Origin of the sequence: Clostridioides sp. ZZV15-6383 (genome assembly GCF_020657735.1) — a bacterium.
Taxonomy (GTDB): domain Bacteria; phylum Bacillota; class Clostridia; order Peptostreptococcales; family Peptostreptococcaceae; genus Clostridioides; species Clostridioides difficile_D.
In genome coordinates this window covers 1-19,853 of the sequence record NZ_JAGWCV010000038.1, presented here as the reverse complement: position 1 = coordinate 19,853, position 19,853 = coordinate 1, and the positions used below count along the sequence as shown (strand labels likewise).

The window sequence follows — 19,853 nt, the reverse complement described above, 5'->3', positions numbered from 1 at the left end:
GACTATGAAAAGATTTATTTTAATACTACAGTTTTTGACAAGGATACCTATAAAATTAAATGTAGGATTTGATGATGAATTTTATAAATCAATAGTATATTTTCCACTTGTAGGTTTTGTCATAGGTATATTAACCTATTTAGTAGGATGGATTTCTATGCTTTTATTTGAACCATTTATAGCTTCTATAATAATAACTCTAGCTGGTGTCTTAATTACAGGAGGACTTCATATAGATGGATTAGGAGATACATTTGATGCAATATACAGTTATAGAGATAAAGAAAAAATGCTTGAAATAATGAAAGATTCAAGATTGGGTACAAATTCACTTTTAGCAATTATGTTTGTACTTTTATTAAAAATTGGATTTATATACAATATAATAAGTAATAATTCATTATGGGTTATAATTTTTATGCCAATGATTGCAAGGCTAGGAGTAATGTTATTGACATATAAAACTGTGACTCCAAGAGAAAAAGGAATGGGAAATTTATTTATAGGAAAATTGACTACAAGTATGTTAATAACAGCTATAATATACACATTATTAATAGTTGGTCTTATTACTAAATTTATATTCTTATTACCTAATATAGTGTTGATTAAGGTATTAGGTTCAGTTATAGTAGTTTTTATATTTATAATATTATTTAAAAAGCATATTTATGCAAAAATTGATGGAGTAACAGGAGATATATTAGGCTGTGGAATAGAACTTTCAGAGCTTGTATATTTGATTTACATATATTTGTTAATTTTTATGTTTTTTTAAACTAAAAAGTGGTGATAATATGATAAGATTAATATTAATAAGACATGCACTGACAGATGATAATAAAAAAGGAAAATTGTCAGGTCATATAAATAGTTGTATTAGTGAAGAGGGTGAACTGCAAATAAATAAAATTACTAGATATTTAAGTCATGAAAAAATAGACAAGATTTATACAACACCATCTACACGTACTAAAGATACAATAAAAAAAATATCAAAATTGAAATTATTAGAAATAGAAGAAAAAGAAGCTCTAAGAGAAATTAGTTTTGGAGACTTTGAAGGAATAACTTTTGAAGATATTAAAATCAAATATCCAAGTGAGTTTGAAAAAATGATAGAAGAAGGTAGTAACTATAGATATCCAAATGGAGAAAGTTTGGTAGACTCTTATGAAAGAGTGGCAAAAGAAATTGATAATATAATTTTAGAAAATGATAGTAATTCAGATACAAAAACAATACTTGTATGTTCTCATGCAGGAACAATAAGAAATATAATAACACACTTGATTTCTGGTAGTTATAAATATCACTGGAACTTTAAAATTGATAATGCATCTATTACAGTTTTAGAAGTTGATAGTGGATTTGCTGTAATAGATAAAATGAATTTTACAGACTTTATATAATTTAATCAAAACTAAATATTACAATATGTACTTGTAATATATCTGTAAAATTAACAATGAAAATAGAATATTAGATTAAAATTAGGTTCTTAATTAGATGTTAAAAGGGAAAAAGGTTAGATGCCTTTGCAGCCCCCGCTACTGTGAAACCAACGAAACTATAAATACCACTGTCAATTTGATGGGAAGGTTATAGAAGTAGGATGAAGTTAAGCCAGGATACCTGCCTAATTTAATTTAAAACAAGAGGTCTTCGGGGTGAAAGATTTTTAATTAATATATATAAAAGTCCTATCTTTAGAAGTATTAGGACTTTTTTTAATTTGTCTTTTAGTAAATTTTAACAAGGAGGGATGGAAAGTGGGGAAAAAAATAATGCTACAAGGAACAGCTTCAAATGTAGGTAAAAGTGTATTAGTAGCAGGATTATGTAGAATATTTAAGCAAGATGGTTACACTGTTGCTCCTTTTAAGTCACAAAATATGGCTTTAAATTCTTTTATAACTAAAGAAGGGTTAGAAATGGGAAGAGCACAAGTATTTCAAGCGGAGGCTGCAAAAATAGAGCCAATAGCTGATATGAATCCAGTTTTATTAAAGCCTTCTGGAAATAATAAAAGTCAAGTTATTGTAAGAGGTAAAGTTGTGGGAGAAATGCCTTCTTCTAAGTATCATGACTATAAATTGGAGTTAGTAGATGTATTAAGGGAAACCTTTAACAGCTTGAATTCAAGATATGATATTGTAGTTATGGAAGGTGCAGGAAGTAATGCAGAAATAAATTTAAAAGATAGAGATATATCTAATATGGGTATGGCAGAAATAGCTGATGCACCTGTAATAATAGTTGGAGATATTGATAGAGGTGGAGTATTTGCATCATTAGCTGGGACAATGCTTCTATTAAATGAAGACGAGAAAAAAAGAGTAAAAGGTGTAATAATCAATAAATTCAGAGGGAAAAAAGAACTTTTACAAGATGGTGTAAAGATGTTAGAAGACATCATAAAAGTACCTGTCATAGGAGTAGTCCCTTATACAGATATAAAAATAGAAGATGAAGACAGCGTAACCACTAGATTTAAGAAAAAAATGGATAAAAGTGATATACACATAGAAATAATTAGAACTCTACATATGTCAAATTTTACAGATTTTAATATATTTGAAACACAGGAAGATGTAAGTATTAGATATGTAGACTATGGAGAATCTTTGGGAAATCCAGACATGGTAATAATACCTGGAACTAAAAGTACTATAGACGATTTAACATATATAAGAAAAAGTGGTCTTGAGTCACAAATTAAAAATTTACATAGTCAAGGTAAATTGATATTTGGTATATGTGGTGGATATCAAATGTTAGGTAAAAAATTAAAAGACCCTTATCATGTTGAAAGTGAAATTGAAGAAGTTAATGGAATGGGTCTTTTAGATACAGAAACAATATTTGAGAAAGAAAAGACTACAACACAGGTAGAGGCTACCATTATTGAATGTAGTAGTGAATATATGAATGACCTCAAAGGTAAGAAAGTAAAAGGTTATGAAATTCATATGGGTATTACAAATCGAGGTAATGATGTAAGAAGCTTAGATTTGATAACCAAAAAACTGGATAAAGAGGTTAATTATACTGAAGGAAGTGTAAATAAAGAAGGGAATGTAATTGGGACTTATCTTCATGGAATATTTGATGAAATAAGTTTTACAAGAGCAATTTTAAACAATATAAGAAAGAAAAAAGGCTTAGAAGAATTAGAAAGTAAAGTAAACTCTTTTAATGAATTTAAGGATAAAGAGTATGATAAGTTAGCTGATTTTTTAAGAGAACATTTAGATATAGAAAAAATATATGAGATTATGAAATAAGGGTAACTTTTATTTATAATTTAGGTAGGAGGTGTATTATGAAAAAAATTTTAATTGCGGGTACTAGTAGTGGAGTAGGTAAAACAACAATATCATTAGGAATAATGCAAGCTTTGGTTAAGAGAAATATGAAAGTACAGCCATATAAAGTAGGGCCAGACTATATAGACCCTTCATATCACACTTTTATAACTGGAAGACATTCCAGAAATTTAGATTCTTATATGCTAGATGATGAAAAAATAAAGTATATAGTAAATAAGTCCTCAAAGGACGCAGATATTTCAGTAATAGAAGGTGTTATGGGGTTATATGATGGATTTGGAATAGATTTAGATAATTGTACAAGTTCACATACTTCAAAGGTACTAAAATCACCTGTTATATTAGTTATAAATGGAAAATCTATGGCAGCGTCTAGTGCTGCTATGGTACTTGGATATAAGGAACTAGATAAAGATGTAAATATAAAAGGTGTCATAGTAAACAATGTAAAGACTAGTAGCCATTATCAAATAATCAAGAGTTCTATAGAAAAGTATTGTAATGTTGAAGTGTTGGGGTACTTTCCTCCAAATAATAAATTTTCTTTAGAATCTAGACATTTAGGATTAGTTCCTAGTGTAGAAATGAAATCATTAAGAGAAAAATTTTACACTCTAGCAGATGAAATTGAAAACTATATAGATATTGATAGAATAATTGAAATATCAGAAAGTGACGAATTTGAGAGTGATTTTGATTTTCAAACTTTGATAGAAAATAATAAAATAAAAGAACACATTAATAATAAATCAATAGCTATAGCATATGATAAAGCATTCAATTTTTATTATAGAGAAAATATAGAGCTATTAGAAGAACTTGGGTTAGAAATAAACTACTTTAGTCCTCTTGAAGATACATCAGTACCAAATTCAGATTATATTTATATTGGAGGAGGTTTTCCAGAGATATTTGGAAAAGAGCTAGAAGCAAATGAATCAATGAGAACTTCTATATTAGAAGCACATAATAATAACATACCTATTTATGCAGAATGTGGAGGGCTGATGTATCTAGGTGAGAAACTATTGAATCAAGAAGAAGAAGAATTTAATATGGTTGGTATATTCAGTGGAATTAGCAGGATGACATCTTCCTTAAAGAGATTTGGGTACTGTATTGGTGTAGCCAAGGAAAATACTCTTTTATCTAAAAAAGGGGAATCTATTAAAGGACATGAGTTTCATCATTCAATATTTGAAAGTGATGAAAAATGTGTATATTCAATGAAAAAAGAAAGGGATGGAAATATAGTAGAAGAGTGGGATGGTGGTTATAGTAAAGGAAACACTCTAGTTACATATCTTCATACTCATTTTTATAATAACTTAAGCTGTATAGAAAATTTTTTGAATAAAGGAAATGAGTAAATGAATATTTTATCTATTTATATAGGATATGTAACAGACTTAATTGTAGGAGACCCATATTCTTTTCCTCATCCAGTGAGATTTATTGGTAAACTTATAAATTTTACTCAAGGTATAATAAGGAAGGTATCTAAAAATGATAGGCAGTTAAAATTTGGTGGATTTATATTATGGTTTATAACTGTTGGAATAACATATTTAATAACTTATGCTATAGTGAAGTTATTTAGTTTTAATATATTATTGAGTATTGTAATAAATAGTTTTATAATTTATACAACACTAGCCACAAAATGTTTAAAAGATGAAGCATTGAAAATCTATAATGTATTAAAAAGTGAAGATATAGAAAAGTCTAGAATTCAGCTATCTTATATAGTAGGGAGAGATACCACCAGTTTAAGTGAGTCTGAGATAATAAGAGCAACTGTAGAAACTGTTGCGGAAAATACTGTAGATGGTATAATTGCGCCTATGTTTTATGCCTTTATTGGAGGAGCACCACTTGCTATGGCATATAAAGCTATAAATACATTGGATTCAACAGTTGGATATAAAAATAAAAAATATAAAGATATTGGTTTTGCTTCTGCTAAGATTGATGATATAGCCAATTATATACCAGCTAGAATATCTGTTATTCTTATGACGATTGGAAGTTTCTTTTTAAGTTATGACTATAGGAATTGTTTTAGGATTTCTATTAGAGATAGAAAGAATCATAAAAGTCCAAATTGTGCTTTTTCAGAAGGGGCTGTATCTGGTGCTCTAGGAATACAATTAGGAGGTACCAATGTTTATTTTGGGGAAAAAGTGTATAAGCCAACAATAGGGGATAAGCTTAGGGATATAGATAAAGAGGATATAATTAAAACTAATAAAATTATGTATGCATCTTCATTTGTATCTATGTTGGTATTTACACTAGTATATGTGTTATGTAGGATGATTTTAATTAACCTAATTATATAAATTATTGTTTGCTAACTTAAGGGGGACATAGATGAAGGATTTAGGGCATGGTGCCAATGTAGATGAAATGGCAAGATTATATGGGAAAGACCCAAAAGAAATAATTGATTTTAGTTCAAATATAAATCCAAATGTATTACCAAATTTAGAAAGATACATTTTAAGAGGATTAGAAGAGTGCAGGAATTATCCAGATATAAATTATACAAACTTGAGAGAAAATATATCAAAATATATAGATATAAATCCAAACTTTATAATACCTGGAAATGGTGCAACAGAAGTGATTTATTTGCTTATGAAGAGTATTAAAAAAAGATTAGCTATAATAAATCCGACCTTTTCAGAGTATAGAAGAAGTGCTGAGTTAAATAATCTAGATATTATAGATTTAGATTTAGATAATAATTTTCAACTTGATATAGATATAATTAAAAAAAACATTGAAAAATTTGATAGCTTATTTATATGTAATCCTAATAATCCTAGTGGCAATGTCCAAGATTTAAAGGAACTTGTTGATTTATTAGGTCAACATAATAAGGTGTTAATAATTGATGAAACTTTCATGGAATTTGTTGAAGATGAAAGTGAATATAGTTTGGTTAAGGACATAGAATTAAATGAAAATGTATTTATAATTAAAGCTGTGACTAAGTTTTTTGGTATGCCTGGTTTAAGGTTAGGATATGGTCTTACAAGTAACACCAACATTATGGACAAAATTTATGAATACAAAGAACCGTGGACTATAAATTCTTTTGCAGACATACTATCCAATTTTATTTTTAAAGATAAAGAGTATATTAAAAATAGTAAAGAGTATTACATAAAAGAAAGAAACTCTATGTTACAAGAGTTGAGAAACATAAGAAATATAAAGGCCTATGATACAGATGCTAATTTTATTTTGATAAAAATATATAAAAAAACAGCTAAAGAATTAAAAAAAGCTTTGTTTAAGCAAGGAAACATATTAGTTAGAGATGCATCTAACTTTATAGGATTAGATGATAGCTTTATAAGAGTGGCTATAAAATCTCATGAAGATAATAAAATTCTTATAGAAAATATGAAAAATTTATTGGGTGATTAAAATGAAATCTTATGGAGTATGCCCAGCATCTTGTGGAGAATTTGTACAAGGGATAATTGATAATGAAGAATATTTATGTTCATATGCAATAGATATGTATTCTAAGGTCTACATTGAAGAAAAATTAAGAGACATAAATTTGGGTAGATATAAGTCAAGATTAGCAATTGAAAAAGTATTTGAAAAATTTAATTTGCCTAAAAAAGATACTAAGAATATTTCTTTAAATATAAATAGTAAAATACCTGTTGGAAAAGGTATGGCAAGTTCAACTGCTGATATAGGAGCTACCATAAAGGCAACATTATCATTGATAAATAAAGAGTTAAGTAGTGAAGAGATTTCTAAATTAGCAACTGAAATAGAACCAACAGATTCTATATTTATAGATAAAAACAGTATATTTAATCCTCTAAATGGAACTGTTATAAAATACCTAGGAAATTTAACCAATGCAAAAGTTGTAATACTTGAACCAAATAAGGTACTGGATACTATGAAAATTAGGTTGAGGCAAGACTACAATAAGTTAAAAATAGAAAATAAAGAAATTATAAAAAAGTCATTTGCTCTTTTAGAAGAAGGATTAAAAAATGATAATTTATCTTTAGTTGGAGAGGCTTGTACATTGAGTAGTTTAGCGAATGAGAATATAGAAAAAAAAGAGTACTTAAGTGAAATAATAAAAATATCGAAAAAATATGGAGCATATGGAGTAAACATTGCTCACAGTGGAACGGTAGTAGGTATTTTAATTGATAAGTTTATAGATGATAAAAAGGTGATAGATGCTTTATATGAGTCTAACATAAACTCTGTATATAATAAAATTTATACACTAAACATAATCAATGGAGGAATTAAGGGGGAAATAGAATGGAATACATAAAGAATCCTATGAAAATAGAAGAAAAAAGTTTTGAATTGATACAAGAAATAATAGACGAAATTAGACCAGATTATAAATTTAAGAATAATATCGAAGAAAAAATAATAAAGAGAGCTATACATACTACTGCGGATTTTGATTACTTAGATATATTAAAAATATCAGAAGAAGCAGTTGATAGTATAATAGATGCATTAAAAAATAATGCAAGTATTTATACTGATACAAATATGGCTCTTAGTGGTATAAATAAAAGAAAGTTAGAATCATTAGGATGTAAGTATAAATGTTTAGTGGCAGATGATGAAACTGCAAAATTAGCTAAAGAAAAAGAGATTACTCGTTCTATGGCAGCAGTAGAAATTGCAGCTAAAGAAGAAGGAAGAAAAATATTCGTTTTAGGTAATGCACCAACGGCTTTATATAAAGTTATGGAGATGAAATCAGAAGGTAGATTAGATTTAGATGCAGTTATAGGAGTTCCTGTAGGTTTTGTAGGAGCGCAAGAATCAAAAGATGAAGTTGAAAAAACAGATATACCATATATAATATCTAAAGGTAGAAAAGGTGGCAGTAATTTAGCAGCAGCAATAGTAAATGCTATATTATATACTATGTAGGTACCTATATGGAAGAATATGTATATATAGATGGTAAAAAATATAGAAGAGGATATACTACAGGTTCATGTGCTACAGGTGCATCTAAGGCTGCTGTATATATGCTTATTACAAAAAATAAAATTGATACTATAAATATAGATACTCCTAAAGGGATACCATTATCACTAAAAGTTGATAATGTAAATATTTCTGATACCTTTGTCGAATGTTCCATAAAAAAAGATGGTGGAGATGATATAGATGCAACTCATACCATGGATATTTATGCAAGAGCTGAAATTGTATCTAAAAATGATAAGAACAAAGAGTATCTTACTCTAAAGGATATAGATAGTTTAAGTACCAATAGTGAGTGTCAAAGTGAACTCTATAAGTTTATTAGGGTTTATGGTGGAATTGGTATTGGTGTGGTTACGAAAAAAGGGCTCAGTGTAGATATTGGTAAGCCTGCTATAAATCCGACTCCGCTTAAGATGATAAATCATGAAATAAGAAAGCTCATAGGGGATAATTTTGAATTTATACTTGGAAATAATAAAGTTTTAAAAATAACAATCTTTGCTCCACAAGGAGAAACCATAGCAAAAAAAACCTTTAATCCAAGATTAGGTATAGTTGGAGGAATATCTATAATAGGCACAACTGGAATTGTTGAACCTATGAGTGATGAGGGATGGAAAAAATCTTTGTCTATAGAACTTCAAATGAAAAAAGAACAGGGTTTAGATAAAATAATACTGGTTCCAGGAAATCATGGAGAACAGTTTATAAGAGAAAAACTAAACTTGGACATTAAGTATGTAGTTAGGACAAGCAACTTTGTAGGTTATATGATTAAAGAAGCTCAAAGAATAGGATATAAGAAAATCTTAATGGCAGGTCATATAGGTAAATTCATAAAAGTATCTGCTGGTATTTTCAATACTCATAGTAAGGTAGCAGATGCTAGAAGCGAGATATTAGTAGCAAACTTAGCCTTAATGGGAGCTACATATGAATTTTTAAATAAAATAAATCAATGCCTAACTGCTGAAGAAGCTGTAGAGTTAATAAATAATAGTGAATATAGACAAGTATATAATATATTGAGTAATAAATGTAGAGAGAGAGTAAAGCAATACTTAAATGAAGATTCAGATGATATTGATGTGGAAGTAATCATGTTTTCAATGGATAAGTCTTTATTAGGTAAATCGGATAATACAGATGATTTAGTGGAGGTCTTTATATGATAAACATAATAGGTCTAGGACCTGGAAACTTAGACTATATAACAAAAAAAGGTGAAAATTTAATTTCCACTTCTGATGTATTAATTGGTGGTAAGAGGAATCTAGAATCTATAAAAAACTTTGAAGGAGAAAAAATAGTCCTAGATTCTAATTTGAGAGAAATTCTAGAGTATATAAATAACAATAAAGAAAAGCAAATATCAATAATAGCGTCTGGTGACCCACTAATATATGGGATAGGTAGATATCTATCTAAAAATATTGACAATAAGATGCTAAATATGGTTTCTGGAATTAGTTCTTTACAATATATATTCTCAAAAATATATGTTGATATGAATGATGTATATATTACAAGTAGTCATGGTAAAGTACCAGATTTTGATTACATATTATCACATAAAAAAGTATGTATGGTTACAGATTCTAAGATAGGACCAAAACAAATAAGCAAGGAAATAATAGATAGAAATCTAAATAAAATTATTGTTGTAGGAGAAAATTTATCATATGACAATGAAAAAATAACAATAGCAAAACCAGAAGAGATAATAAGAATGGACAATTTCGAGATGAATGTTGTGGTGATTTTAGATGAAGAATAGTGAATTTATAACAGGTAAAGTTCCAATTACCAAAGAAGAAGTTAGAGCAATATCAATAAGTAAGTTAAATTTAGTAAATGCTAAAAATTTCATAGACATAGGGGCTGGTACAGGAAGTGTAAGTATTGAAGCTGCATACAATTATCCTAATTTAAATGTTATATCCATAGAGAAAAATGATGATGCTATAGAACTTATAGATAAAAACATAAAAAAGTTTAACTTAAAAAATATAGAAGTAATAAAAGGGTATGCTCCAATTAATGTAGGATTAAATACCAAAGTTGAGTCTATTTTTCTTGGGGGAACAGGAAATAATCTGGAAGAGATAATAGAATGGTCTAAAAAAAATCTGGTTACAGGAGGAAGACTTGTAGCCAATTTTATAATAATAGACACATTTAATCAAACTTTAAAACTGCTTAAAAAACATGGATTTAAAGAAATAGATGTATGTGTTTTGAATGTTTCTAAACTAGAGAAACTAGGAAAAGGTGAATACTTTAAACCACTAAATCCTATATATATAATATCTTGTGAAAAAGGGGAAAATGATGATGAATAAAGTACATTTTGTAGGAGCAGGACCTGGAGATAAAGAGCTAATAACATTAAAGGGATACAAATTATTGAGCAATGCAGATGTGGTAATATATGCAGGCTCACTTGTTAATCCTGAACTTTTAGAATACTGTAAAGAAGGTTGCCAAATACATAATAGCGCACATATGGATTTACAAGAGATAATAGATGTTATGAGAGAGGGTATAGAAAATAATAAATCTGTTGTGAGATTACAAACAGGTGATTTTTCTATATATGGTTCAATTAGGGAACAAGTGGAAGATTTAAACAAATTGAATATAGATTATGACTGCACACCAGGAGTAAGTTCGTTTTTAGGAGCAGCTTCATCTTTAGGAGTTGAATATACAGTTCCAGAAATTTCTCAAAGTGTAATTATAACAAGAATGGAAGGCAGAACTCCGGTTCCAGAGAAAGAATCAATACAATCATATGCTAAGCACCAAACATCTATGGTAATATTTTTATCTGTTCAAGAAATTGAGAAAGTTGTGTCTAGATTACTGGAAGGTGGATATCCAAAAGATACTCCTATAGCAGTTATATATAAAGCAACTTGGGCAGATGAAAAAATAGTTAAAGGAACTTTAAGTGATATAGCTGTAAAAGTTAAAGAAAACAACATAAATAAGACTGCTTTAATAATGGTTGGAAGATTTTTAGGAGAAGAATATAATAACTCAAAGTTATATGACAAGGATTTTAAACATGAGTATAGAGGGTAATATTGCCATAATCTGTATTACAAAAAATGGGAAAAATCTAGCTATAAAGATAAAATCTCTATTAAATAACTGTGTTGTATATCAAATAAAAAATAAAAAAAGTGATTTATATGATGAAGAAATATGTGTACATATAGTTCAAAAGAAGCTAAGTGATTTTGTAGGAGAAGTATTTAATAAATTTGATTATATAGTATTTATAATGGCTACAGGTATAGTTGTACGAAGTATAGCACCATATATAGTGAGTAAGTTTAGTGACCCTGCAATTTTAGTGATGGATGAAAAAGGCAAAAACGTAATAAGTTTATTGAGTGGGCATATTGGAGGAGCAAACAGTTTAACACATTATATAAGTAGTCTTATTGATGCTAATCCAGTAATAACAACAGCTACTGATGTAAACCAAAAAGCTTCTTTAGACATGATAGCAAAAAATCTAGATGCATACATTGATAACTTCAGAGAAAATGTAAAAGAAGTGAATTCTATGCTAGTGAACAATAAATGTGTTGGTTTGTATGTTGATGAGGGATATCAAGTTGATACTAGAGGATTTAAGTTTATAGAAAATAGTAACGAATTAAAAGATAGTTTTTCAAATAATTACATAGAAAAGGTAGTTATAGTAAGCCATAAAATAAATTGTATTAGAGATATTGGAAATTTAAACATGGATAATAAATTTGAACATGACTGTAGTAACGAAAAAATAGTAAAGGTAATTCCAAAAGATATAGTGATAGGAATTGGTTGTAGAAGAAATACCGATAGCAAGTTAATGTATAATTCACTTGTAGAATTTCTTAATAAACAAAATATAGATATTAGAGCAATAAACACAGTTGGAAGCATAGAGCTGAAAAAAGATGAAAAAGCCATAATTGATTTATCAAGAATACTAAAAGTACCATTTAAGACATTTTCGATAGATGAAATATCCAAGGTTGATAATCTATTTGATAAGTCTGATTTTGTTAAAAAAAATGTAGGGGTGTATTCAGTAGCAGAACCTGTAGCATATATTTTGAGCAAAGGTAATTTAATAGTTGAAAAACATAAATACAAAGGAATAACTTTTTCAGTAGGGAGAATAAAAATATGATATACGTTGTAGGAATTGGGCCAGGAAGTAAAGATACAATGACTTTAGAGGCAATAAAAGCAATAGAAGATTCTGAGGCTATTGTTGGGTATAAGACCTATATAAATTTAATAGAAGAATTTATACAGGATAAAGAAATAATCCAAAATGGTATGAGGCAAGAAGTTGATAGATGTAAACAAGCAGTAGAGGAAGCAAAGAAAGGAAAAAAAGTAGCAATTGTAAGTAGTGGTGATGCTGGAATATATGGAATGGCAGGACTTATTCTAGAATTAATATCTAAAGAAGATGAAGATATAAAAGTAAAAGTGATTCCAGGTGTTACTGCAAGCATTGGTGCAGCGGCCATACTTGGAGCTCCTATTATGCACGATTTCTGTCACATAAGTTTAAGCGATTTAATGACTCCATGGGAGGTAATTGAAAAAAGGTTGAGATTAGCTGCTGAAGCTGATTTTGTAATTTGTTTATATAATCCAAGAAGTAAGGGAAGAAGTGAGCATCTAAGCAAAGCATTTAAAATAATGGGTGAGTTTAAAAGTGGAGATACACCTGTTGGAGTGGTAAAAGATGTAGGTAGAGAAAAAGAAGAAAAATTTGTATGTACTTTTGAAAATATGGACTTTGAAAAAGTCGATATGACCACGATGGTTATAATCGGAAATAAATCTACTTATATTGATGGTGAGTTGATAATAACTCCAAGAGGTTATACGGTATGATTTTGATTTTAGGAGGAACTTCAGATAGTCTATCTATATGTGATAAGATAAATGAACTGAAAAATCAACCATATATACTTTCAGTGACTACAGATTATGGAAAGGAACTTGCACAACGACATGCAGAAAATGTAATTTTAGGGAAGCTTGGAAAAGAAGATATGCTAAAATTTATAGGAGATAATAATATAGTGAAAATAATAGATGCCACTCATCCTTATGCAGTTGAGGTATCCCAAAATGCTATTACTTGTGCAAAGTTATCAAATATAGATTATATAAGGTTTGAGAGGAAATCTCTAATTGAAGAAATAGATTATGACAATAAATTTATAGTAGATACAATCGAAGAAGCCTGTAAAATAGCAAATAAAATAGGAAAAAATATATTCATAGGAACAGGAAGTAAAAATCTAAATAAATTTGTAGAAGAAATAAATGATAAAAATTTAGTTGTTAGAGTTCTTCCAACTAGTGAAGTCATATTAAGTTGTGAAAAATTAGGTTTAAGTGCAGATAATATAATAGCTATGAAAGGCCCGTTTAGTCAGTGTATAAACGAAGAAGTATATAAACATTACAACATAGACTTAGTTATAACAAAAGAAAGTGGAATAGCTGGTGGTTTTTTAGAGAAAGTAAATGCATGTAAAACTTTCAATATACCTGTAATAATTATAAAAAGAGAATTGATTAACTACGAAAACGTAATTAATGACATAAATAAAATTAAAGACATACTTGTGTAATTTTTAGGAGGAGAATATATGAAGAAAGCTTTATTAGTAGTGAGTTTTGGTACAAGTTATCATGAAACAAGAGAAAAGACAATAGATATATGTGAAGATAAAATAAAAAATTCATTAAAAAATTATGATTTTTTTAGAGCTTATACATCCAATATGATAATAAACAAAATAAAAAAAAGAGATGGAATAGACATAGATAATCCTATACAAGCTTTAGATAAAATATATGAGCAAGGATATGATGAAGTAATAATTCAAACACTTCATATTATATGTGGAGAAGAATTTAACAAATTAAAGGAACAAGTAGATGGCTATTCTTCTAAATTTAAAAAGATTGTATTAGGAAGACCTTTACTTACACATATTGAAGATTATCAGGAAGCTGTAGAGGCAATTAAGCATCAAATTCCTCATATGGAAAGTGATGAAGCAGTAGTATTTATGGGACATGGAACACTTCATGAATCACATTCAGCATATCCAGCATTAGAATACATGCTTAGAGATAATGGAGTAAATGCTTATGTTGGCACAGTTGAAGGGTATCCAGAAATAGAACATGTAATAAGACGACTGAAAGAAGGAAATATAAAAACTGTAAATTTGATGCCATTTATGTTAGTTGCAGGAGACCATGCTATAAATGATATGGCAGGAGATGAAGAAGATTCTTGGAAAACAATACTAGAAGAAAATGGATTTAATGTAAGAATTCATTTAAAAGGACTAGGAGAAAATTCTTATATACAAGATAAATTTGTTCGTCATGCTCTTAAATGTGCAGAAAATGCTAAGTTTTATGGTATAGGAGCAGGGCCAGGAGATGGTTCTTTACTTACAATAAAGGCGGTTAGCACTTTAAAGAAACTGGATATTCTATACACTCCAGAATCAAAAAAAGGTGGAGATAGTCTAGCTTTATCAATAGTTAGTGAATATTTACCTGAATCAGTTGAGATAAAGTCTAGACATTTCCCAATGAGTTTTGATGGGAATGAAAAGAGCTTAGCTTGGGATAATGTAGCACAAGAGATTATCTCAGATGTTAATGATGGTAAAAATGTAGGGTTTGTGACATTAGGAGACCCTATGATTTATAGTACATATGTGTATATAATGAAAAGAATATTAGGAGAGATAGAAGTCGAAACTATACCAGGAATTTCATCATTTTCTAATATAGCATCTAATCAGAATTTTCCATTAGTCATGGATAAAGAAGCATTAGTAGTAATTCCTTGTACTATGGAAGATGATAAAATAGAATACGCTTTGCAAAATTATAACTCAATAGTATTGATGAAGGTGTATAAAAATTTCAAAGAAATAATAAAAAAATTAGAAAAGTATGATTTAATAGAACATGCTATTTTAGTAAGTAATTCGTCTCAAGAAAGCGAAAATGTGTTTACAGATTTAAAAGAAGCGCACCTTGAAGAGAAGATATCTTATTTTTCTACTATACTAGTAAATAAAGATAATAAAATAGGTGAAAGCAATATTTAAAGGAGACTTAATATGAATATAGTGGTTGGAACTAGGGGTAGTAATCTAGCGCTTATACAAACAGAATGGGTAATAAATGAATTAAAAAAGAAGTATCCAGAGATTAGTTTTGAAATTAAAGTTATAAAGACAAAAGGAGATTTAATTCAAAATGTTTCGCTGGATAAAATAGGCGATAAAGGATTGTTTGTCAAAGAAATAGAGCAACAATTATTAGACAGAAAAATAGATATAGCAGTACATAGTATGAAGGATATGCCTTCTTATTTAGCAGATGGACTAAAATTTGCTCATACACCTAAGAGAGAAGACCCAAGAGATGTTTTAATACTTAGAGAAGGATATAAAAATTTAGATGATTTACCTCATGGAGCAGTAATAGGAACAGGAAGTAAAAGAAGAAAATTTCAATTATTGAAACAAAGACCTGACTTAAATATAGTGCAAGTTAGAGGTAATGTGGAAACTAGGATACGAAAAATAAAAGATGAAAATATGCATGGGATTGTGTTGGCAGCGTCAGGAATAATAAGAGCTAATTTACAAGACAAAATAAGTTCTTATTTACCTGTTGATGTTGTTATTCCAGCACCTGCCCAAGGAGCCTTAGCTATTGAGATTAGAAGTAACGATAGTAAGATAGAGGAAATAGTGAATTCACTAAAAGATGAGAATACAGAAATTCAAATATTGGCTGAAAGAGGATTTTTGGATGGTGTAAATGGAAGTTGTCATATTCCAATGGCAGCTTATTGTGAAATAATCCAAGATAAAATACATCTTACTGGCTTATATGGAGATTCAGAAGGAAATAAAGTAGTAATCAAGTCTATAGATGGAGATATTTCTTCTCCTAGAGAGTTAGGTTTAAAGTTAGCTAAACTTGTGTTGAAGGAGTATGAGAATTATGAAGGGTAAGGTTTACTTAGTAGGTGCAGGACCAGGTGATTATAAACTCATGACTTTAAAAGGTTTAGAGTGTATAAGAAAGTCGGATGTAATAGTGTATGATAGATTAGCAAATAGTAGCTATTTAAGAGAAGCTAAGTCTGATTGTGAACTTATATATGTAGGAAAGGCGTCAAGTAATCATATTTTGCCACAAGAAGATATAAATAGAATCATAGCAGAAAAAGCTAAAGAAGGAAAACTTGTAACTCGTCTTAAGGGTGGAGACCCTTATGTGTTTGGTAGAGGAGGAGAAGAAGCAGAGACTTTAGTAGATGAAGGTATAGAATTTGAAGTAGTTCCAGGTATAACTTCTGCTATAGGAGGTTTATGTTATGCTGGTATACCTATAACACATAGAGACCATGCTTCATCATTTCATGTAATAACAGGTCATTTGAAGGGTGATGATAGTGGAGAATTAAACTGGAATGCTCTTGCAAATAATAAAGGTACACTTGTATTTTTGATGGGAATCTCAAATCTAAAGAAAATAAGTGAAAACCTAATGAAAGAGGGAAAAGACAAGGATACACCTGTTGCTCTTATAAGTTGGGCAACTAGATATAATCAAAGGGTTGTTACATCCACACTTGAGAATGTTTATGAAGCTGCTATTAAAGAAAAAGTAAAACCTCCAACTCTTATAGTAGTTGGAAGCGTTGTAGGACTTAGAGAAAAGTTGAATTTTTTTGAAAATAAACCTTTATTTGGAAAAAGTATTGCTGTAACTAGGTCTAGAAATCAAAATAGTGCATTGGTAGAAAAAATAATGGATTTAGGTGGAAATCCAATAGAAATACCTACTATTAAGATAGAAAAAATACAAAATAATATTAAGTTAGAAAACGAAATAAAAAATATAAATAAGTATAATTATCTAGTATTAACTAGTAAAAATGCTGTAGAAATCTTTTTTGAAAAGATATATGAAATGAATTTTGATTTAAGGATATTATCTAATTTAAAGATATGTGCTATAGGCTCTGCTACATCAAATGAATTGAAAAAAAGAGGAATTCTAGCAGATATAGTACCAAAAAAATTTGTAGCAGAATCACTGTATGAAGAGTTAATGCTTATTTTAAATGATAATGATAGTATACTTATTCCTAGAGCAGAAAATGCTAGAGATTATCTGGTTGACAAGCTTAAGACTATTTGTAAAGTAACAGAAGTACATATATATAGAACAGTAATAGATGAGGATAAAAAAGATGAGATATTAGATATTTTAAATTCTAATGATATAGATTATATAACATTTACTAGTTCCTCAACGGTAAATAATCTCGTTGAAATTATAGGAAAAGAAAATATTAAAATATTAGACAAAATAAAAACATTATCTATAGGGCCTATAACTACAGAGACAATAAATAGTTTAGGAATAAAATTGTACAAAGAATCTGCTACATCTACTATAGATTCGTTAGTAGATTTAATTATAAAAAATTAATTTTGGAGGCTTGAATATGTTAAGAAGACCAAGAAGACTAAGAGCAAGTAAAGCAATCAGAAATTTAGTAAGAGAAACTAAAGTGAATATAGAAGATTTAATATATCCACTATTTGTAGTAGAGGGAGAAAATATAAAAGAAGAAGTTAAAGCTTTACCAGATGTCTATCATTTATCTATAGATATGTTAGAAGAAGAAATAAAAGAAATAAGTGAGTTGGGAATTGAACATATAATGTTATTTGGTGTTCCAGATGAAAAAGATGAGTGTGCTTCACAAGCTTTTAATGATAATGGAATAGTTCAAAAGGCAATTAGAAAGGTAAAAGAAATAAATCCAAATATAAATGTAATAACAGATGTTTGTATGTGCCAATATACAAGTCATGGGCATTGTGGAATTCTAACTGATACTGGTTATGTTGACAATGATAAATCATTGGAGTATTTGGCTAAAATATCTGTAAGTCATGCTAAAGCAGGAGCTGATATGGTTGCTCCATCTGATATGATGGATGGAAGAATACAAGCAATAAGAGAAGCTTTAGATGAAAATGGATTAGAAAATGTAGGAATAATGGCTTACAGTGTTAAATACGCTTCAAATTACTATGGACCTTTTAGAGAGGCTGCTCATTCAGCACCATCTTTTGGAGATAGAAAAACATATCAAATGGACCCAGCAAATAGCAATGAAGCTATAATAGAAACTGAACTTGATATATTGGAAGGTGCAGATATACTTATGGTTAAACCTGCATTATCATATTTAGATATTATAAGAAGAGTTAAAGATAATTTTGATTTACCTCTAGCAGCTTATAATGTAAGTGGAGAATACTCTATGCTTAAGTGTGCTGTTAAAGAAGGTTTATTAAATGAAGATGTAATTCTAGAATCAATTACATCTATAAAAAGAGCAGGAGCAGATATAATAATAACTTATTTTGCTAAGGATATTGCTAAGTTGTTGAAAAAATAAATTCTAGAATCATAAAGAATCTTAAAAGTATAGAAATTGTAATTGGATACTCTATAGTATTTTTATTTAGATACTTATTGAATAAGAATAGAAACTAATTTGCAATTTCTATACTTTATTTATTTATTTAATTAAATAAATTTTGGAGGTAGAAAATGCTATATCCTATTAATTTAAAATTAGATGAGTTAGATGTAGTTATAATTGGCGGAGGAGAAGTTGCATATAGGAAATGTAAAAATTTTTTAAATTTTAATAAGAATGTTACTATAGTTTCTAAACAAATTTTAAATAAATTTTATGATTTAGAAGGGAATATAAAAATAATAAAAGATGATTATAAAAAAATGTATATAGAAAGTGCTTCTGTTATAATTGTTGCTACAAACAATAGAGAACTAAATATGGAAATAGGATTGTATTGTAGAGCAAAAAAGAAATTAGTAAATGTTGTTGATAATTTAGAAATATCAAATTTTACTGTTCCATCATATATAAAAAGAGGCGATTTACTTATAAGTGTATCTACTGGAGGTAAAAGCCCTTCACTGTCATCTAAGATAAAGAAGGAGCTTGAAGAAATATATAGTGAAGATTATGAGGAGTATTTAAACGTATTAGGTGATATTAGAAAAAAAATTATAAAAAAATATGAAGATAAAATTAAAAGAAAAGATATGCTTAATATGTTGATAACACTTGACTTAGAAGAACTAAAGAAACTTAATATATAAAAAACAAAATAAAAAATGTTAAAAATGTGTTGACGGATTATTTTTAAGGTGATATAGTATTACTTGTCCTTAAGAAAAGGGCAAACATGAAAAATGAACTTTGAAAATTAAACAGTAGGTTAATTTATAAACAAGAAACAAACCATAAAGCCAGATATTTTGATAACAATAGTATCTGAGCCTGATAAACTTTTATTTGAGAGTTTGATCCTGGCT

Annotated in this window: 20 protein-coding genes and 1 riboswitch; all 20 genes read left to right on the top strand. The window is 28.5% G+C overall.

Annotated features, from left to right (window positions below):
* Window positions 1–4: 4 nt before the first annotated feature.
* The 20 genes from cobS (at window position 5) to KGF42_RS13365 (ending at window position 19,637) form a co-directional block, all read left to right on the top strand.
* Window positions 5–778, top strand: a complete 774-nt coding sequence (gene cobS, locus KGF42_RS13460) for an adenosylcobinamide-GDP ribazoletransferase (RefSeq protein ID WP_227822402.1) — start codon at window positions 5–7, stop codon at window positions 776–778.
* Between the two features lie 19 nt (window positions 779–797).
* Window positions 798–1,412: a histidine phosphatase family protein gene (locus tag KGF42_RS13455; protein ID WP_054275294.1), complete on the top strand. Its 615-nt coding sequence runs from the start codon at window positions 798–800 to the stop codon at window positions 1,410–1,412.
* Window positions 1,413–1,478: 66 nt separating this feature from the next.
* A riboswitch (cobalamin riboswitch) is annotated at window positions 1,479–1,658 on the top strand.
* 114 nt (window positions 1,659–1,772) lie between these two features.
* Window positions 1,773–3,287 (top strand): cobyric acid synthase, encoded by a 1,515-nt coding sequence (locus KGF42_RS13450; RefSeq protein ID WP_311315311.1) that lies wholly within the window; start codon window positions 1,773–1,775, stop codon window positions 3,285–3,287.
* A 38-nt stretch (window positions 3,288–3,325) separates the two neighbouring features.
* A complete protein-coding gene (locus tag KGF42_RS13445; RefSeq protein ID WP_227822401.1) occupies window positions 3,326–4,702 on the top strand; it encodes a cobyrinate a,c-diamide synthase in 1,377 nt (458 codons plus the stop codon).
* A complete protein-coding gene (gene cbiB, locus KGF42_RS13440; protein WP_227822400.1) occupies window positions 4,703–5,674 on the top strand; it encodes an adenosylcobinamide-phosphate synthase CbiB in 972 nt (323 codons plus the stop codon).
* Between the two features lie 31 nt (window positions 5,675–5,705).
* Window positions 5,706–6,770 carry a threonine-phosphate decarboxylase gene (locus KGF42_RS13435; protein WP_227822399.1) on the top strand — a complete coding sequence of 355 codons (1,065 nt, stop codon included), beginning with the start codon at window positions 5,706–5,708 and terminating at the stop codon, window positions 6,768–6,770.
* Between the two features lies 1 nt (window position 6,771).
* Window positions 6,772–7,659, top strand: coding sequence for a cobalamin biosynthesis protein (locus tag KGF42_RS13430; RefSeq protein ID WP_227822398.1), 888 nt, complete (start codon window positions 6,772–6,774; stop codon window positions 7,657–7,659).
* A complete protein-coding gene (locus KGF42_RS13425) occupies window positions 7,647–8,279 on the top strand; it encodes a cobalt-precorrin-8 methylmutase (RefSeq protein ID WP_227822397.1) in 633 nt (210 codons plus the stop codon). Before KGF42_RS13430 ends, KGF42_RS13425 begins: the two co-directional genes overlap by 13 nt.
* Before the next feature lie 8 nt (window positions 8,280–8,287).
* Complete coding sequence (cbiD, locus tag KGF42_RS13420; protein WP_227826503.1) at window positions 8,288–9,514, top strand: cobalt-precorrin-5B (C(1))-methyltransferase CbiD; 1,227 nt, start codon at window positions 8,288–8,290, stop codon at window positions 9,512–9,514.
* Entirely contained in the window at window positions 9,511–10,119 is a 609-nt protein-coding gene (locus KGF42_RS13415; RefSeq protein WP_227822395.1) for a cobalt-precorrin-7 (C(5))-methyltransferase, read from the top strand. The genes cbiD and KGF42_RS13415 overlap by 4 nt, the downstream gene beginning before the upstream one ends.
* Window positions 10,109–10,684, top strand: a complete 576-nt coding sequence (locus KGF42_RS13410) for a decarboxylating cobalt-precorrin-6B (C(15))-methyltransferase (RefSeq protein WP_227822394.1) — start codon at window positions 10,109–10,111, stop codon at window positions 10,682–10,684. Before KGF42_RS13415 ends, KGF42_RS13410 begins: the two co-directional genes overlap by 11 nt.
* Window positions 10,677–11,429, top strand: a complete 753-nt coding sequence (locus KGF42_RS13405; RefSeq protein ID WP_107596127.1) for a cobalt-precorrin-4 methyltransferase — start codon at window positions 10,677–10,679, stop codon at window positions 11,427–11,429. The genes KGF42_RS13410 and KGF42_RS13405 overlap by 8 nt, the downstream gene beginning before the upstream one ends.
* Window positions 11,413–12,534, top strand: coding sequence for a cobalt-precorrin 5A hydrolase (gene cbiG / locus KGF42_RS13400; RefSeq protein ID WP_227826502.1), 1,122 nt, complete (start codon window positions 11,413–11,415; stop codon window positions 12,532–12,534). Before KGF42_RS13405 ends, cbiG begins: the two co-directional genes overlap by 17 nt.
* Entirely contained in the window at window positions 12,531–13,256 is a 726-nt protein-coding gene (gene cobJ / locus KGF42_RS13395) for a precorrin-3B C(17)-methyltransferase (protein ID WP_227822392.1), read from the top strand. The genes cbiG and cobJ overlap by 4 nt, the downstream gene beginning before the upstream one ends.
* Window positions 13,253–14,005 (top strand): precorrin-6A reductase, encoded by a 753-nt coding sequence (gene cobK / locus KGF42_RS13390; protein ID WP_227822391.1) that lies wholly within the window; start codon window positions 13,253–13,255, stop codon window positions 14,003–14,005. The genes cobJ and cobK overlap by 4 nt, the downstream gene beginning before the upstream one ends.
* An 18-nt stretch (window positions 14,006–14,023) precedes the next feature.
* Window positions 14,024–15,514, top strand: a complete 1,491-nt coding sequence (locus KGF42_RS13385) for a cobalt-factor II C(20)-methyltransferase (RefSeq protein ID WP_054275282.1) — start codon at window positions 14,024–14,026, stop codon at window positions 15,512–15,514.
* Window positions 15,515–15,526: 12 nt separating this feature from the next.
* Complete coding sequence (gene hemC / locus KGF42_RS13380) at window positions 15,527–16,432, top strand: hydroxymethylbilane synthase (RefSeq protein ID WP_054275281.1); 906 nt, start codon at window positions 15,527–15,529, stop codon at window positions 16,430–16,432.
* The gene (gene cobA, locus KGF42_RS13375; protein WP_227826501.1) at window positions 16,422–17,921 is read left to right on the top strand and encodes a uroporphyrinogen-III C-methyltransferase; all 1,500 of its coding nucleotides are present in this window, start codon (window positions 16,422–16,424) and stop codon (window positions 17,919–17,921) included. The genes hemC and cobA overlap by 11 nt, the downstream gene beginning before the upstream one ends.
* A gap of 16 nt (window positions 17,922–17,937) precedes the next feature.
* Window positions 17,938–18,903, top strand: coding sequence for a porphobilinogen synthase (hemB, locus tag KGF42_RS13370; RefSeq protein WP_227826500.1), 966 nt, complete (start codon window positions 17,938–17,940; stop codon window positions 18,901–18,903).
* 155 nt (window positions 18,904–19,058) lie between these two features.
* The gene (locus KGF42_RS13365) at window positions 19,059–19,637 is read left to right on the top strand and encodes a bifunctional precorrin-2 dehydrogenase/sirohydrochlorin ferrochelatase (RefSeq protein ID WP_227822389.1); all 579 of its coding nucleotides are present in this window, start codon (window positions 19,059–19,061) and stop codon (window positions 19,635–19,637) included.
* Window positions 19,638–19,853 lie beyond the last annotated feature (216 nt).

Excerpts from the sequence above, each read along its gene's own strand:
- cobS (WP_227822402.1), top strand. The coding sequence starts at position 5 with ATGAAAAGATTTATTTTAATACTACAGTTTTTGACAAGGATACCTATA.
- KGF42_RS13455 (WP_054275294.1), top strand. The coding sequence starts at position 798 with ATGATAAGATTAATATTAATAAGACATGCACTGACAGATGATAATAAA.
- KGF42_RS13445 (WP_227822401.1), top strand. The coding sequence starts at position 3,326 with ATGAAAAAAATTTTAATTGCGGGTACTAGTAGTGGAGTAGGTAAAACA.
- cbiB (WP_227822400.1), top strand. The coding sequence starts at position 4,703 with ATGAATATTTTATCTATTTATATAGGATATGTAACAGACTTAATTGTA.
- KGF42_RS13435 (WP_227822399.1), top strand. The coding sequence starts at position 5,706 with ATGAAGGATTTAGGGCATGGTGCCAATGTAGATGAAATGGCAAGATTA.
- KGF42_RS13430 (WP_227822398.1), top strand. The coding sequence starts at position 6,772 with ATGAAATCTTATGGAGTATGCCCAGCATCTTGTGGAGAATTTGTACAA.
- KGF42_RS13425 (WP_227822397.1), top strand. The coding sequence starts at position 7,647 with ATGGAATACATAAAGAATCCTATGAAAATAGAAGAAAAAAGTTTTGAA.
- cbiD (WP_227826503.1), top strand. The coding sequence starts at position 8,288 with ATGGAAGAATATGTATATATAGATGGTAAAAAATATAGAAGAGGATAT.
- KGF42_RS13415 (WP_227822395.1), top strand. The coding sequence starts at position 9,511 with ATGATAAACATAATAGGTCTAGGACCTGGAAACTTAGACTATATAACA.
- KGF42_RS13410 (WP_227822394.1), top strand. The coding sequence starts at position 10,109 with ATGAAGAATAGTGAATTTATAACAGGTAAAGTTCCAATTACCAAAGAA.
- KGF42_RS13405 (WP_107596127.1), top strand. The coding sequence starts at position 10,677 with ATGAATAAAGTACATTTTGTAGGAGCAGGACCTGGAGATAAAGAGCTA.
- cbiG (WP_227826502.1), top strand. The coding sequence starts at position 11,413 with ATGAGTATAGAGGGTAATATTGCCATAATCTGTATTACAAAAAATGGG.
- cobJ (WP_227822392.1), top strand. The coding sequence starts at position 12,531 with ATGATATACGTTGTAGGAATTGGGCCAGGAAGTAAAGATACAATGACT.
- cobK (WP_227822391.1), top strand. The coding sequence starts at position 13,253 with ATGATTTTGATTTTAGGAGGAACTTCAGATAGTCTATCTATATGTGAT.
- KGF42_RS13385 (WP_054275282.1), top strand. The coding sequence starts at position 14,024 with ATGAAGAAAGCTTTATTAGTAGTGAGTTTTGGTACAAGTTATCATGAA.
- hemC (WP_054275281.1), top strand. The coding sequence starts at position 15,527 with ATGAATATAGTGGTTGGAACTAGGGGTAGTAATCTAGCGCTTATACAA.
- cobA (WP_227826501.1), top strand. The coding sequence starts at position 16,422 with ATGAAGGGTAAGGTTTACTTAGTAGGTGCAGGACCAGGTGATTATAAA.
- hemB (WP_227826500.1), top strand. The coding sequence starts at position 17,938 with ATGTTAAGAAGACCAAGAAGACTAAGAGCAAGTAAAGCAATCAGAAAT.
- KGF42_RS13365 (WP_227822389.1), top strand. The coding sequence starts at position 19,059 with ATGCTATATCCTATTAATTTAAAATTAGATGAGTTAGATGTAGTTATA.